This window comes from Pseudomonas sp. JC1203, assembly GCF_056175065.1.
In genome coordinates this window covers 109954-125062 of the sequence record NZ_JBWCAM010000023.1, presented here as the reverse complement: position 1 = coordinate 125062, position 15109 = coordinate 109954, and the positions used below count along the sequence as shown (strand labels likewise).

Sequence of the window (15109 nt, the reverse complement as noted above, 5' to 3'; positions counted from 1 at the left end):
GCTCCTACAGGGTTGGCAGTCAACCTGTAGGAGCGGGCCGTGCCCGCGAAGGGGCCGGTGAAGCCTGCAGAAAACCTAGAACGTCATTTCGATCACATCATCCGGCACAATCAGCTTGCCCGCAGTCTTGGCGATAATTTCCTCGACGCTGATGCCGGGCGCCCGCTCGCGCAGGATGAACGCGCCGTTCTCGATTTCCAGGTACGCAAGGTCGGTCAGCACCTTGCGAATGCAGCCCGCGCCGGTCAGCGGCAGGCTGCACTGGGGCAGCAGCTTGGACTCGCCGTCCTTGGAGGCGTGGGTCATGGTGACGATGATATTGTCGGCGCCGGCCACCAGGTCCATGGCGCCGCCCATGCCTTTCACCAGCTTGCCGGGGATCATCCACGAGGCGATGTTGCCCTGCACGTCCACCTCGAAAGCGCCCAGCACGGTCAAGTCGACGTGGCCGCCACGAATCATCGCGAAGGATTCGGCCGAATTGAAAATGGACGCACCAGCACGCGCGGTGACGGTCTGCTTGCCGGCGTTGATCATGTCGGCGTCAATGGTTTCCTCGGTAGGAAACTCGCCCATGCCCAGCAGGCCGTTTTCCGATTGCAGCATCACGTCGATGTCGTCGGGAACGTAGTTGGCCACGAGCGTCGGAATGCCGATGCCCAGGTTCACGTAGTAGCCATCCTTGAGTTCGCGGGCCACACGCTGGGCCATTTGTTCGCGGGTCAGTGCCATGTGCAAAACCTCTTGTTATTCGGGGCCGGACGTCAGGCCTTGACGGTGCGCTTTTCGATGCGTTTTTCGAAGGTGCCGAGAATCACCCGGTCGACGTAGATGCCGGGGGTGTGGATCTGGCTGGGCGGCAGCTCGCCCGGGGCGACGATTTCCTCGACCTCGACCACGGTGATCTTGCCGGCTGCAGCCGCCAGCGGGTTGAAGTTCTGCGCGGTGTGGCGGTAGATGACGTTGCCGAAGTGGTCGGCTTTCCAGCCCTTGACGATGGCGAAGTCGCCGGTGATGGCCTCTTCAAGAATGTACTTGCGGCCGTTGAACTCGCGCACCTCCTTGCCTTCGGCCACCGGGGTGCCGTAGCCGGTGGCGGTGTAGAACGCCGGGATGCCGGCGCCGCCGGCGCGCATTTTTTCCGCCAGGGTGCCTTGGGGGGTGAGTTCCACTTCCAGCTCGCCGTCCAGCAACTGGCGTTCGAACAGGGCGTTCTCGCCCACGTACGAGGCGATCATTTTGCGGATTTGCCGGTCTTCCAGCAGCACGCCCAGGCCAAAGCCGTCGACGCCGCAGTTGTTGGACACCACGGTCAGCCCGCGCACGCCCATGCGGCGGATCTGCGCAATCAGGTTCTCGGGAATGCCGCACAGGCCGAAGCCACCGGACAATACCGTCATGTTGTCGGTGAGGCCGGCGAGGGCCTCTTCCCAGGTTGTTACTCGTTTATCGAGTCCAGCCATGTCAATCCGCCTTTTTATCGTTATTGGGCTATTCGAAGCTTAGCCACCGAAGCGTGTCCGGCCCATCTTCTCGCCAACCGAGTTATTTGTTAATTTTGTTTTTCTGATGGATTGATTGAGTTTGCAAAACAATGAACATCAAGCAGCTTCGCGCGTTCCTGGCCGTGGCCCAGGCCTTGAGCTTCGCCCAGGCGGGCGAGCGCCTGCACCTGTCCCAACCGGCCCTGAGCCTGACCATCAAGGGCCTGGAGGAAGACCTGGGCGGCGCGCTGTTGATCCGCACCACCCGCAGCGTGGCGCTGACACCCGAGGGCGAGACCCTGCTGCCCCTGGCACGGCAGCTGCTGGCCGACTGGGACAACGCCGAAGAGCTGCTGCGCCAGCACTTCACCCTGCAGACCGGCAAGGTCTCGATCGCCGCCATGCCCTCCTTCGCCGGCAACCGCCTGCCCGCGGCGCTGAAGACCTTCCGCGACCGCCACCCGCGGGTGAACGTGGCCGTGCACGACGTGATCAACGAGCAGGTACTGGAAATGGTGCGCCACCGGCGCGTGGAGCTGGGCATCGGCTTTGAGCCGGAGTCCACCAGCACGCTGGTGTTCACGCCGTTCTACCTGGACCGCTTCGTGGCAGTGGTGCCGGCCGATTCGCCCCTGGCCCTGCGCGAAAAACTCAGCTGGACCGAGCTGCTGCAGGAAGATTTCGTCACCCTGCAGCGGCCCTCGGCGGTGCGCCTGATGCTGGAGCAGGACTTGGCCAACACCCACGGCAAGTTGTCTGTCGCCTTTGAAAGCCACCAACTGAGCACCGTCGGCCGCATGGTCGCCAGTGGCCTGGGCGTGAGCGCGGTGCCGTCGCTGTGCATCGAACAGATGGAAGAACTGGGCGCGCGTTGCGTGGCCCTGGACGAGCCGCGCATCGAGCGGCGTATCGGCCTGATGCGCCTGGCCGACCACAAGCTGTCGGCGGCGGCGCAGGCGTTGCAGGAGGTACTGATTGAGACTTCCGCCCAGCACCAGCCCACGCCATGACGACGAACGATTTGTGGGAGCTGGCTTCCCACAACACTGTTGCTGCTACGGGGTGGGGGTGGTTTGGGGGATCAGCGGCAGGTCTTCTGCGACGCTGTACTGGCGGGGCAGGTTGACGGGGTGGTAGTCGCCGCTTTCCAGACGCTGCAGGACTGAGCGGTGCAGCACCGCGCCCTCGGCGATGTAGCGCGGCCGCGGCTGGCCGAAGGGCGGCATGCTGCCGATGGTGAAGACATGCTTGTGCAGGGTGAAACTCCAGGCCCGGCGCGGCAGCCATTCGGCCAGCGGCCACGGCCAGGTCATGGAGTCGTGCAACTGCCCCGGGCCGCCGGCCTCCAGCAGTTGCAGCTCGCGGGCGCAGCCCTCGGGGTCCAGCGCCAGGCCCAGCGCCCGCGCCTCGCCCAGCATCCAGCGCAAGGCCAGCAGCGCTGGGCCGGACTCGTCCACCGCGTAGCCGCCGCCCACGTCGCTGTGCACCCCGGCAAACCACACCTGGCGCACGTCGGTGCCCTGCCCCGGGCGTTTCTGCCACAGGTTGGGGCGGAAAAAGCAGCGCCGCTCGTCGATGGACAGCGCGTGGCGGACGCTCTCCACCATCGCGTTGCTGGCGGTGTACGGCAGCACCAGCGGGTCGTAGATCCAGCCCTCGGACTTGACCGTGTCGAACAGGCCCAGCAGGTGCACCTTCACCGGCCGGCCGAAGGTGGCCTTGAACGCATCCTGCAGCTTGAAGTCCGGCTGCTTGTCGCTGTTGCGCGCCTGCAACATGGCCCAGGCATAGTCGAACAGATGCGCTTCGTGGCCACGCACCAGGCCCACGGCGTCGATCAACGCCGCCAGCGCGCGCACGGCGTAGGCGCCCCGGGAAAAGCCGAACAGGTAGATCTGGTCACCGTCGCGATAATGCCGGGCCAGAAAACGATAGGCGCCGCCCACCGTCTCCTTCAGGCCCCAGCCGAACGCCAGGCCACAGAGCCGCGAGGGCAGTTTCTGCCATTCGAACAGCGTCTCGCGCAGGCCGAAGGTGCCCACGCCCTGGTCGTAATAGGACATGACCCGGGCGGGATCAGCCGGCAGGCAGCGGACCATCCGCAGTATATTGGTAGGCTTGAGACTGAAGCGGTTATTGGTGCCGTCCAGGCATACCACGAGCTGTCGACCCATGCCGGTTCCTTGTGTTGAATGTTATTTCCCTAGCGCCGTCAGACTATAAGCCATACATGTTTCAGGGAGTAGCCATGCGCCATCATCGACTCGCAGACACCTCCGTTTCCATCATCGGCCAGGGCACCTGGCGCATGGGCGAGGATCCCGGCGCCAAGCGCCAGGAGGTCGCCGCCCTGCAGCTGGGCATTGACCTGGGCATGAGCCTGATCGACACCGCCGAGATGTACGGCGAAGGCGGCGCCGAACAGGTAGTGGGCCAGGCCATCGCCGGGCGCCGCGAGCAGGTGTTCCTGGTCAGCAAGGTGTACCCGCACAACGCCAGCCGCAGCGGCGTGGCCGCCGCATGCGAGCGCAGCCTCAAGCGCCTGGGCACCGAGCACATTGACCTGTACCTGCTGCACTGGCGCGGCCAGTACCCGCTGGCAGAAACCGTGGAAGCGTTCGAGCGGCTGCGCGAACAGGGCAAGATCGGCCGCTGGGGCGTGTCCAACTTCGACGTCGACGACCTGGAGGAGCTCGATGACGAGCGCTGCACCACCAACCAGGTGCTGTACAACCCCGAGGCCCGCGGCATCGAATTCGACCTGCTGCCCTGGAGCCAGGCCCGCAGCCTGCCGACCATGGCCTACTGCCCCATCGCCCAGGGCGGCAAACTGCTGCGCCACGCGGCGTTGCAGGCCATCGCCGACAAGCATGGCATCACCGCCGCCCAGGCCTGCCTGGCGTGGGTGCTGCGCGAGGACGGGGTGATTGCCATCCCCAAGGCCGTGCACCCCGACCATGTGCGGCAGAATGCAGCCGCTGCCGCTATCCAACTGGATGATGAAGACCTCAAACAGCTGGATCTGGCGTGCCCACCACCCAAGCGCAAGCAGCATCTTGCAATGGTTTGACGGAGAAATTTCCCTGCTGGCGGTCGGCCAGCGCGCTTTTCAAAGGCCGGCCCGCTGGCGGATAATGCGCCCCGATTGCACCCAGTCGCAGGCACTGCATGGGCACACCGTTCGAGGAAATATGGTTTCTGTCACCGTCACCGCCAAACAGCTGGAAGTCACCCGCATCGTCGACGTGCTGTCGCGCGCCATCGCCCAGCAACGCCTGCGCCCTGGCACGCGGCTGGTAGAGGCGCAGATCGTCGAGACCCTGCAGGCCAACCGCAACCACGTGCAGGTGGCCCTGCAGCGCCTGGCCATGCAGCACATCGTCACCATCGAGACCAACCGCGGCGCCATCGTCTCGCAACCTTCCGGCCAGGAAGCGCGCGAAGTGTTCGCCGCGCGCCGGGCCATCGAGCGCGCCGTCGTCGAGGCCATCACCCCCGACGCCCTGGCCGCCAACGCCGACACCATCGCCGCGCAAATGGACGCCGAACGCCAGGCCTCGGCCAGCGGCGACCGCCGTGAAACCGTGCGCGTGCGCAGCGAATTCCACCTGATGCTGGCCGACCTGTGCGGCAATCGTTTGCTGCGCGAAATGCTCGGCAACCTGATCGTGCGCAGCTCGCTGATCGTCTCGCTGTACCAGCGCCTGGAAACCTCCTCCTGCCGCTGCGACGACCACCAGGCCATCCTCGATGCCCTGCAGTCGGGCAACAGCGACAACGCCATCCGCGCCACGCTGGACCACCTCGTCGACCTGGAAAGCCAGCTGGACCTGGATGAGCAGAGCGCACCGGATGTGAATTTGCGTGAGGCGCTGGCTGATCTCTGAACCGTAGCAGCGGCCACAGGCCGCGTCCCAGGCGCCACGGTAATGCCCGCCTGGCGCCGACGCAGCCTGCGGCAGCTGCTACGGGAGGGCCGCCAGGCGCGCCGCCTCGGTTTTCAGGCACTCGGTAAACGCCTCCACCAGCACCGACGCGGGGCGGTACTGCGGCTGGATCAGGCTGACGCTGAACGGCGCCGCCACCGCCAGTGGCCGCAGCACCAGGCCGCGGGCCGCCTCGTCCAGCGCGGTCAGCGGGTTGACGATGGCCACCCCCAGCCCCTGGCGTACCATGGCGCAGACTGACGCGGCGGTGCTGGTCTCGATCACCCCGTGGCGCTGTACGTTGGCACGACGGAACTGCTCGTCGAGCATCTTGCGGTACAGGTCCAGGCCAGACAGGTTGATGAAGGCTTCTCCGTCAAAGTCGCTGAGTTCCAGGCGCGCCTTCGCCGCCAGCCCATGGCCGGCCGGCAGTACTGTCACCATCTCGGCGCAGAACAGTTCAAACCCCCGCGTGCCGCGCGGCGGGTGGCGGCTTTCGATCAAGCCCAGGTCGTAGCGCTGGCCGCTGAGTGACTCTTCCAATGCCGGTGATTCCTGCGCGGTGATGCTCACCGCCACGCCGGGGTACTGGCGGCTGAACGCCCTGCAGGCCGCCGGCAGCAGCACCTGGGCGAACATTGGCAGGCAGGTGATGTTCAGCTGGCCCTGGTCGAAACGGCGGATCGACTCGGCGACGCTGGCAATCTGCTCCAGCCCCACATAGGCGCGCTGAACTTCCTCAAACAGCATCAGGCCCTGGGCCGTGGGCGTCAGCCGGCCACGCTCGCGCACGAACAGCGCCATGCCCAGCAGGCTTTCCAGCCGCGCCAGCTCACGACTGACGGTGGGCTGGGAGCTGAACAGCAGCTGCGCGGCGCCGGTGACGCTGCCGGCGTTCATCACCGCGCGGAACACTTCGATATGACGCAGGGATATGTCCATTGCAAAGACTCGTAATCAAACCCGGGTCATATCAGAACTGAATGGACAGAGAAAAAACAGATATTTTATTGAATGCGCCGGATTGCGCATGATGGCCATCTTTCCCCCTCACGGCCACACGACCATGTTCGATCGCATCCTGCCCCTCGTTCAGCAACACGCCACGCCTTTCTGGACCTATGACGCCGCCGTCATCCGCCAGCGCATCAGCCAGCTGCAGGGCTTCGACGTGATCCGCTTCGCCCAGAAGGCCTGCTCCAACGTGCACATCCTCAAGCTGATGCGCGAACAGGGCGTGCAGGTGGACGCGGTGTCGCTGGGCGAGATCGAGCGTGCCTTGCTGGCCGGCTATAGCCCGCAGGGCGAACCGGCAGGCGTGGTGTTCACCTGCGACCTGCTGGACCGCGCCACCCTGGCACGCATCATCGAGCTGGACGTGGAGGTCAACTGCGGCTCCATCGACATGCTGCGCCAGCTGGGCCAGCAACACCCTGGCCACCGCGTGTGGATCCGCCTGAACCCCGGCTTCGGCCACGGCCACAGCCAGAAGACCAACACCGGCGGCGAGAACAGCAAGCACGGCGTGTGGCACAGCCAGCTGGGCGAGGCCCTGGACGTGGTGCGCCAGTACGACCTGCAACTGGTGGGCCTGCACATGCACATCGGCTCGGGCGTGGACTACGCGCACCTGGAAGAGGTATGCACGGCCATGGCCGACGCGGTGATCGGCATGGGCCACGACCTGGAGGCCATTTCGGCCGGCGGCGGCCTGTCGGTGCCCTACAAGGAAGACCAGCAGCCGGTGGACACCGAGCGTTATGCGGCCATCTGGAATGCAGCGCGCCAGCGCGTGGCCGTCCACCTGGGCCATCCGGTGCGCCTGGAAATCGAGCCGGGGCGTTTCCTGGTGGCCGAGTCCGGCATGCTGGTGACCGAAGTGCGTGCCATCAAGGACATGGGCAGCCAGCATTTCGTACTGGTGGACGCCGGTTTCAACGACCTGATGCGCCCGTCCATGTACGGCAGCTACCACGGTTTCACCCTGCTGGACCGTGACGGCCAGCCACGCACCGGCGAACTGCGCCCAAGCGTGGTGGCCGGCCCGCTGTGCGAATCGGGCGATGTCTTCACCCAGCACGAAGGCGGCCTGGTGGCCCCGCGCCTGCTGCCGCGTGCCGAGGTCGGCGACCTGTTGGTGATCCACACCACTGGCGCCTACGGCGCATCGATGTCGTCGAACTACAACAGCCGTCCGTTGATCCCCGAGGTGCTGCTGGACGGTGACAAGGTGCAGCTGATTCGCCGCCGCCAGACGCTGCAGGAACTGTTCGCCCTGGAACTTGATGCCTGATATCCAAATACCCGTGGGAGCGGGCTCTGCCCACGAAGCGAACGACGCGGTACGCCTGTAAATACGCGGTGTTCTTTTCGCGGGCAGAGCCCGCTCCCACAGGCGAAAATGAAACTTCCCTCATGATCGCCACCCACTATTGTCGGGAGCAAACCCCGAGCGTATGCTGCGCGCGTTTTCAATCACCGCGGAGACCCCACGTGGGCACTTGTTCGAGCGACAGTAGTCGGCCGGTCATCGATACCGGCATTTTCTCGGCGAGATAACGCGCAGCTTCCCTGCCGTGTCTCGCCCTGACGCGAGAGACGGCAATCCTGCCGGCACCCCATGTGGGCGCCGCAGCCTTCCCTTCTCCATAGACTCCCCCTGCCCCGGCCTGCAACGTTGCAGCCAGGACAGCGCACGTGCCTGCGCGATGGTCTCCCCACTGCCAACCGGGGAAAGCAGCGCCATGAATTTCACCCTGCTCAAAGAATTTTTCGCAGGCTTCCTGCGGACCCGCCACATTGCCCGGCACTTCCGCCGCCTGGCCTTGTTCGAAAGCCTCAACGACAGCAATGTCAGCCGCGAGATACCGCCCACCCTGGCGCACACCCTGGTGGCCGCCGCCGGCGGTGACAGCCACGCGCTGCTGGAACGGCTGGGCAGCCACGTCGATGGCCTCAGCGAAGCCCAGGCCCAGGACATCTGCGCCCGCGTCGGCCTCAACGAAGTGGAGCACGAGCAGCCGCTGGCCTGGCACGTGCACCTGTGGCAGTGCTACAAAAACCCCTTCAACCTGCTGCTGACCCTGCTGGCCATCGTCTCGTTCATCACCGAAGACATGAAGGCCACCCTGGTGATCGGCAGCATGGTGGTGCTCTCGACCCTGCTGCGCTTCTGGCAGGAGGCGCGCTCGAACAAGGCTGCCGACGCACTCAAGGCCATGGTCAGCAACACCGCCACCGTACGCCGCCGCAACGCCGACGGGCATATGCGCGTGGAGTTGCCGATCAAGCAACTGGTGCCCGGTGACGTGGTGATCTTCAGCGCTGGCGACATGATCCCTGCCGACTGCCGCCTGCTCACTGCCAAGGACCTGTTCGTCAGCCAGGCGGCCATGACCGGCGAATCCATGCCGGTAGAGAAGTTCGTGCAGCTGCGCGACCCCGCCACGCGCAACCCCATGGAACTGGACAACATCCTGTTCATGGGTACCAACGTGGTGTCCGGCGCGGCCAGCGCGGTGGTCATCGCCACCGGCAACGGCACCTATTTCGGCGCCCTGGCGCAACGGGTCGGCGCCACCGACCGTGCGCCCACGGCGTTCCAGACCGGCGTCAACAAGATCAGCTGGCTGCTGATCCGCTTCATGCTGGTGATGGCGCCGCTGGTGCTGTTCATCAACGGTTTCACCAAGGGTGACTGGATGGAAGCGGTGCTGTTCGCGCTGTCCATCGCCGTGGGCCTGACCCCGGAAATGCTGCCCATGATCGTCACCTCGACCCTGGCCAAGGGTGCGGTGTTCCTGTCGCGCAAGAAGGTCATCGTCAAGCGCCTGGACGCCATCCAGAACTTCGGCGCCATGGATGTGCTGTGCACCGACAAGACCGGCACCCTGACCCAGGACAAGATTTTCCTGGCGCGCCACGTGGACGTGTGGGGCCAGGAATCGGATGAAGTACTGGAAATGGCCTACCTCAACAGCTACTACCAGACCGGCCTGAAAAACCTGCTGGACGTGGCCGTTCTGGAGCACGTGGAAGTGCAGCGTGACCTGCAGGTGGCCACGGCCTTCCGCAAGGTCGACGAGATTCCGTTCGACTTCAACCGCCGGCGCATGTCGGTGGTGGTGGCCGAGCACGACCAGCACCACGTGCTGATCTGCAAGGGCGCGGTGGAAGAGATTCTCTCGGTGTGCCAGCAGGTGCGCCACGGCGACCAGCTGGAACCGCTGGATGACACCCTGCTGGCGCGCATCCGCCAGGTGACCGCCGAGCTCAACGCCGAAGGCCTGCGCGTGGTGGCCGTGGCCGCCAGCGAACGCCCGCCTACCCAGGAAAACTACGGCATCAATGATGAGCGCGAGCTGACCCTGATCGGCTACGTGGCCTTCCTCGACCCGCCCAAGGAAAGCACTGCGCCCGCCCTCAAGGCCCTGGCCGCCCACGGCGTGGCGGTGAAAGTACTGACCGGTGACAATGAGCTGGTCACCGCGAAGATCTGCCGCGAGGTAGGCCTGGCCCAGCAAGGCCTGCTGATGGGCAACGACATCGAGGACATGAGCGACGCGCAACTGGCAGTGGCCGTGGAAACCACCAACGTCTTCGCCAAACTGACGCCGGCGCACAAGGAGCGCATCGTGCGCCTGCTCAAGGCCAACGGCCATGTGGTCGGCTTCATGGGCGACGGCATCAACGACGCCCCGGCCCTGCGCACCGCCGACATCGGCATATCGGTGGACAGCGCCGTGGACATCGCCAAGGAAGCGGCCGATATCATCCTGCTGGAAAAGAGCCTGATGGTGCTGGAAGAAGGCGTGCTGGAAGGCCGCCGCACCTTCGCCAACATGCTCAAGTACATCAAGATGACCGCCAGCTCCAACTTCGGCAACGTCTTCTCGGTGTTGGTGGCCAGCGCGTTCATTCCCTTCCTGCCGATGCTGCCGATGCACCTGCTGGTGCAGAACCTGCTGTACGACATTTCGCAGATTGCCGTGCCGTTCGACAACGTCGACGACGAGATGCTGATGAAGCCGCAGCGCTGGCAGCCGGGGGAAGTGGGCCGCTTCATGCTGTTCTTCGGGCCGATCAGCTCGGTGTTCGACATCACCACCTTCGCGCTGATGTGGTACGTGTTCGGCGCCAACAGCCCGGAGCACCAGACCCTGTTCCAGTCCGGCTGGTTCATCGTCGGGCTGCTGACCCAGACCCTGGTGGTGCACATGATCCGTACGCCGAAAGTACCGTTCCTGCAAAGCCGCGCGGCCATGCCGTTGATGGTGATGACCGGGGTGATCATGGCTATCGGCATCTTCCTGCCCATGGGCCCGCTGGCGCACTACTTCAAGCTGCAGGCGCTGCCGCCGCTGTACTTCGCGTTCCTGCCGGTGATTCTGGTGGCGTACGTGGCGTTGACCCAGGCCATGAAGCGGTTCTACATTCGCCGCTTCGGCTCGCCGCTTCGGCGGGCAATGAAATAGGCGTGGGCGCTGGCTTGCCAGCGAGCTTTTGAGGCCCTCCAACAGCTCGCGGGCAAGCCAGCTCCCACAGACGCTCAGTTGCCGGAAAAGCGGTCGCGGCTATTGGTGAGGTGCAGCACCATCGCCGCCCGCGCCGCGTCCGGGTCCTGCTTGCGGATGGCGTTGAGGATGGCCTCGTGCTCCTGGTTGGCCAGGTAGCCCAGGCGCGCGAAGTCGGCGTCGCCGCGCTCGTCGCCCTTGACCCGCGTGCGCGGGATCATGGTGTCGCCCAGGTGCTGCATGATCTCGGTGAAGTAGGTGTTGCCGGTGGCCTCGGCAATCAGCTGGTGGAAGCGCTTGTCCTCTTCCACGCAGCTGTCGTTGTTGGCCAGCGAGGCCTGGTAATCGTCCAGCGCCTGGCGCATGCGCCGCAGCTGTTCGTCACTGCGGCGCACGGCCGCCAGGGCCACGGCCTGCACCTCCAGGCCCATGCGCAGCTCAAGAATGCCACGCACGCTGGCAGCGGTGTCCAGGCTCAGGCGCAGCCCCAGTTGCGATTCGCGCTCCAGCACAAAGGTGCCGATGCCGTGGCGGGTTTCCACCAGCCCCGAGGCCTGCAGCTTGGAGATAGCCTCGCGCACCACCGTGCGGCTGACCCCGTGCTCGCGCACGATGGTCGGCTCGGACGGCAACTTGTCGCCGGGGCGGAATTGCCCCAGCAGGATCTGCTGGCTCAGCACCTCGACCAGGTCGTGGGCCAGGCTGGTGGCGCGCTTGCGCGTGGGGGCGTTGCTTGGGTCGTGCATGCCAACGGTTTCCGCGGGAAGGTTCACCGTCAGCTTACCACCCCGTGGATTTTCCGTTTACCGCAACAACACGGCGTAACCCAGCGCCATCAATGCCCAGGCCACCAGCGGGTGGAACACCAGCCGCCACGCCCACGCCTGTGGGTCGAAGCCCACCCCGTGCACGTAGCCTGCGGCAATGCCCCACAACATCAGCGTCAGCACGCCATGGCTGTACTGCCCGCGGCTGTCGAGCAGCAGCACCGGGTGCAGCAGCAGGATCAGGCTCAACGGCAGCACCAGGGCCAACGACAGCCAGCGGCTGGCAGGCCGGCGCAGCGGCCCCAGGGTTTCAGCGCGCACTGCCGCCGCCCTCGTCCAGCGCACCGGACGCTTCCAGCCACAACGCATTGATGATGCCGAAGCTGCACGCCAGCAGCACTCCCAGAATCCAGGCGAAATACCACATGTGTTAAGTCCTCAGTAAAGGCCGTGGGGGTTGTCATTGATGTGCGCGGTGGTGACGGTGCCCCACATTTTCGCGTAGCACCACAGCGTGTAGCACAGGATCAGCGGCACGAAGATCGACGCCGCCACCAGCATGATGATCAGCGTGGTATGGCTCGACACCGCGTCCCACACGGTCAGGCTGGACGCCGGGTCGAGGCTGGACGGCATCACGAACGGGAACAGGGCGAAACCGGCCGTGCACAGGGTGCCGACGATGGCCAGGCTGCTGCCCAGGAAGGCGATGCGCGGGCGGTCACCCAAGGCCGCGATCAGCGCCAGCAGGCCGCCGAACGCCCCCAGAAGCGGCGCGATGGCGGTGCTCGGGTACGCCACGTAATTGCCCAGCCAGCCCGGGTTGCCCGCCACTACAGTCTTGGCCAGCGGGTTGAGCGCCACGTTGGGGTCAAAGCTCGAGCTGATCACCAGCCCGCTGATATTGCCTGCGGCCAGCCACGCGCCAGCGCCCAGGAACGCCAGCAGGTAAATGAAGGCCAGCAGTTGCGAGACCTTGCGCGCCCGCTGCGCCATGACGCCCTCGGTGCGCATCATCAGCCAGGTGCCGCCGTGCAGGCACAGCATGCTCAGGCTGACCACGCCCGCCAGCAGCGCGAACGGGCTCAGCAGTTGCCAGAACGAACCGTGGTAGCTGCTGCGCAGGCTGTCATCGAACTGGAACGGCAGGCCCAGCAACAGGTTGCCGAACGCCACGCCAAACACCAGCGACGGCACCAGCGCGCCAATGCACAGCGCCCAGTCCCAGCCCTGGCGCCAGCGGGTGTTGGCCAGATTGCTGCGGTAGTCGAAGCCCACCGGCCGCACGAACAGCGCGAACAGCACCAGCAGCAGCGCCCAGTACAGGCCGGAGAACGCCGCCGAATACACCAGCGGCCAGGCCGCGAACAGCGCGCCGCCGGCGGTGATCAGCCACACCTGGTTGCCGTCCCAGTGCGGCGCGATGGTGTTGATCACCACCCGCCGCTCCTGGTCGTTGCGGCCCACCAGGGGCATCAGCGCTGCGGCGCCCAGGTCGAAGCCGTCGGTCAGGGCGAAGCCAATCAACAGCACGCCCACCAGCACCCACCAGATCAGCTTGAGGTTTTCATAGTCGAACATCACACGGCTCCTTGCAGCACGGGCGAATGGGCGGCGGCAGTTGCGCCGGCGGCGCGGTTTTCAAAGTGATAGCGACCGGTGTGCAGGCTGCTCGGGCCCAGGCGGGCGAACTTGATCATCAGGTACATCTCGATCACCAGCAGCACGCTGTAGAACGCCACCAGCGCCAGCAGCGAGGCCCAGACATCGCTTGCCGAAAGGCTGGACGCCGACAGGTGCACCGGCAGCACTTCGCCAATCGACCACGGCTGGCGACCGTGCTCGGCCACGTACCAACCGGTCTGCGTGCCCACCCACGGCAGTGGCAGGCTCAGCAGCGCCCAGCGCAGCAGCCAGCGCTTGCGGGTTTCGTTCTTGCGCGCCGAGGCCCAGAACGCACACACGAACAGCAGCAGCATCAGGAAACCGCTGAGCACCATCAGCCGGAAGGTCCAGAAGATCGACGCCACGCCGGGAATGGAATCCAGGGCCGCCTGCTTGATCTGCGCCTCGCTGGCGTCCACCACCTGGTCGGTGTATTTCTTCAGCAGCAGGCCATACCCCAGGTCCTTCTTCACCGCGTTGAAAGCGGCCAGGGCCTGCTCGCTGTGATCACCACCGCGCAAGCGCCCCAGCGCCTCGTAGGCGAGCATACCGTTGCGGATGCGGCCTTCATGCTCGGCCACCAGGTCCTTGATGCCGGTGACCTGCTTGTCCACCGAACGGGTGGCGATTATGCCCATCACGTAGGGGATTTTTACCGCGTAGTCGGTGCGCTGCTCGGCCTGGTTGGGCAGGCCGAACAGGGTGAAGGCGGCGGGCGCGGGTTCGGTCTCCCATTCGGCTTCAATGGCGGCCAGCTTGGTTTTCTGCACGTCGCCGATCTCGTAGCCGGACTCGTCGCCCAGCACGATCACCGACAGTATCGAAGCCATGCCGAACGCTGCGGCAATGGCGAACGAGCGCCGGGCAAAGCCGATGTCGCGGCCCTTCAGCAGGTACCAACTGGAAATCGCCAGCACGAAGATCGAGCCGGTGACGTAGCCCGACGCCACGGTGTGCACGAATTTCACCTGCGCCACCGGGTTGAGCAGCAACTGGCTGAAGCTGGCCAGTTCCATGCGCATGGTGACGAAGTTGAACTCGGCACCCACCGGGTTCTGCATCCAGCCGTTGGCGATCAGAATCCACAGTGCCGACAGGTTCGAGCCAATCGCCACCAGCCAGGTGACGCCCAGGTGCTGCACCCGGCTCAGGCGGTCCCAGCCGAAGAAGAACACGCCAATGAAGGTCGATTCCAGGAAGAACGCCATCATGCCTTCGATGGCCAGCGGCGCGCCGAAGATGTCGCCCACGTAGTGGCTGTAATAGGCCCAGTTGGTGCCGAACTGGAACTCCATGGTCAGCCCGGTGGTAACGCCCAGGGCAAAGTTGATACCGAACAGCTTGCCCCAGAAACGGGTCATGTCCTTGTACACCTGCTTGCCCGTCATCACGTAGACGGACTCCATGATGGCCAGCAGGAAGGTCATGCCAATGGTCAGGGGCACGAACAAGAAGTGATACAGCGCGGTCATCGCGAACTGCAGCCGGGATAGGTCGACGACTGATTCGGAAATCATTTCGGACTCTTCTCAAGGGGGGCGGAGGGGGTGCCGAACAGGTGTCGGCCAAGGTTCGTGCCGTCGTCCTTGACGTCAGCCGCCGGGCCAAACCACACCAGGCGGATCCCCACCAGCAGCACCAGCTTGAGCACCAGGACCACGGCTATTTCCCTGGCCAGCGGCTTGTTCAGAAAGGCGAAATGACCGGTCATGGCGGCTACTCGGTGGAGGTGCGCCATTCTTGTAGCGGGGCTT

At 65.2% G+C, this 15109-nt stretch carries 15 protein-coding genes; 5 read left to right on the top strand and 10 right to left on the bottom strand.

All coding sequences use genetic code 11. The features are described from left to right. Positions 1-75: 75 nt before the first annotated feature. Together AC0SZ7_RS27500 and AC0SZ7_RS27495 are read right to left on the bottom strand one after the other, a co-directional pair. A complete protein-coding gene (locus AC0SZ7_RS27500; RefSeq protein WP_475506922.1) occupies positions 76-732 on the bottom strand; it encodes a CoA transferase subunit B in 657 nt (218 codons plus the stop codon). Between the two features lie 32 nt (positions 733-764). Then, the gene (locus tag AC0SZ7_RS27495; protein WP_475506923.1) at positions 765-1463 is read right to left on the bottom strand and encodes a CoA transferase subunit A; all 699 of its coding nucleotides are present in this window, start codon (positions 1461-1463) and stop codon (positions 765-767) included. Positions 1464-1594: 131 nt separating this feature from the next. On the opposite strand from AC0SZ7_RS27495, the gene AC0SZ7_RS27490 reads away from it, so the two are divergent. Next, positions 1595-2494 (top strand): LysR family transcriptional regulator, encoded by a 900-nt coding sequence (locus AC0SZ7_RS27490; RefSeq protein WP_475506924.1) that lies wholly within the window; start codon positions 1595-1597, stop codon positions 2492-2494. 45 nt (positions 2495-2539) lie between these two features. Here the strand turns inward: AC0SZ7_RS27490 and AC0SZ7_RS27485 are convergent, their stop codons facing one another. After that, positions 2540-3658 (bottom strand): DUF2235 domain-containing protein, encoded by a 1119-nt coding sequence (locus tag AC0SZ7_RS27485; protein ID WP_475507321.1) that lies wholly within the window; start codon positions 3656-3658, stop codon positions 2540-2542. Between the two features lie 74 nt (positions 3659-3732). On the opposite strand from AC0SZ7_RS27485, the gene AC0SZ7_RS27480 reads away from it, so the two are divergent. Next, positions 3733-4554, top strand: coding sequence for an aldo/keto reductase (locus AC0SZ7_RS27480; protein ID WP_475507320.1), 822 nt, complete (start codon positions 3733-3735; stop codon positions 4552-4554). Positions 4555-4675: 121 nt separating this feature from the next. Beyond that, complete coding sequence (locus AC0SZ7_RS27475; RefSeq protein ID WP_475507319.1) at positions 4676-5371, top strand: GntR family transcriptional regulator; 696 nt, start codon at positions 4676-4678, stop codon at positions 5369-5371. A 78-nt stretch (positions 5372-5449) separates the two neighbouring features. Here the strand turns inward: AC0SZ7_RS27475 and AC0SZ7_RS27470 are convergent, their stop codons facing one another. Then, positions 5450-6352, bottom strand: a complete 903-nt coding sequence (locus AC0SZ7_RS27470) for a LysR family transcriptional regulator (RefSeq protein WP_475507318.1) — start codon at positions 6350-6352, stop codon at positions 5450-5452. Between the two features lie 124 nt (positions 6353-6476). On the opposite strand from AC0SZ7_RS27470, the gene lysA reads away from it, so the two are divergent. Both lysA and mgtA read left to right on the top strand, forming a co-directional pair. Next, positions 6477-7703 carry a diaminopimelate decarboxylase gene (lysA, locus tag AC0SZ7_RS27465; protein WP_475507317.1) on the top strand — a complete coding sequence of 409 codons (1227 nt, stop codon included), beginning with the start codon at positions 6477-6479 and terminating at the stop codon, positions 7701-7703. A 451-nt stretch (positions 7704-8154) separates the two neighbouring features. Then, the gene (mgtA, locus tag AC0SZ7_RS27460; RefSeq protein ID WP_475507316.1) at positions 8155-10884 is read left to right on the top strand and encodes a magnesium-translocating P-type ATPase; all 2730 of its coding nucleotides are present in this window, start codon (positions 8155-8157) and stop codon (positions 10882-10884) included. A 74-nt stretch (positions 10885-10958) separates the two neighbouring features. On the opposite strand, the gene AC0SZ7_RS27455 is transcribed toward mgtA, so the two are convergent. Genes AC0SZ7_RS27455 through cydP form a run of 6 tightly spaced genes read right to left on the bottom strand, consistent with a single transcriptional unit; the run spans position 10959 to position 15066 of the window. Continuing rightward, a complete protein-coding gene (locus AC0SZ7_RS27455) occupies positions 10959-11669 on the bottom strand; it encodes an FCD domain-containing protein (RefSeq protein WP_473003752.1) in 711 nt (236 codons plus the stop codon). 57 nt (positions 11670-11726) lie between these two features. Beyond that, positions 11727-12011, bottom strand: coding sequence for a cyd operon YbgE family protein (locus AC0SZ7_RS27450; protein WP_475507315.1), 285 nt, complete (start codon positions 12009-12011; stop codon positions 11727-11729). Further along, positions 12001-12117, bottom strand: a complete 117-nt coding sequence (gene cydX / locus AC0SZ7_RS27445; protein ID WP_475507314.1) for a cytochrome bd-I oxidase subunit CydX — start codon at positions 12115-12117, stop codon at positions 12001-12003. The genes AC0SZ7_RS27450 and cydX overlap by 11 nt, the downstream gene beginning before the upstream one ends. 11 nt (positions 12118-12128) lie before the next feature. After that, complete coding sequence (gene cydB / locus AC0SZ7_RS27440) at positions 12129-13271, bottom strand: cytochrome d ubiquinol oxidase subunit II (RefSeq protein WP_475507313.1); 1143 nt, start codon at positions 13269-13271, stop codon at positions 12129-12131. After that, positions 13271-14872: a cytochrome ubiquinol oxidase subunit I gene (locus AC0SZ7_RS27435; protein WP_475507312.1), complete on the bottom strand. Its 1602-nt coding sequence runs from the start codon at positions 14870-14872 to the stop codon at positions 13271-13273. The genes cydB and AC0SZ7_RS27435 overlap by 1 nt, the downstream gene beginning before the upstream one ends. Further along, entirely contained in the window at positions 14869-15066 is a 198-nt protein-coding gene (gene cydP, locus AC0SZ7_RS27430) for a cytochrome oxidase putative small subunit CydP (RefSeq protein WP_475507311.1), read from the bottom strand. Before cydP ends, AC0SZ7_RS27435 begins: the two co-directional genes overlap by 4 nt. Between the last annotated feature and the right edge of the window lie 43 nt (positions 15067-15109).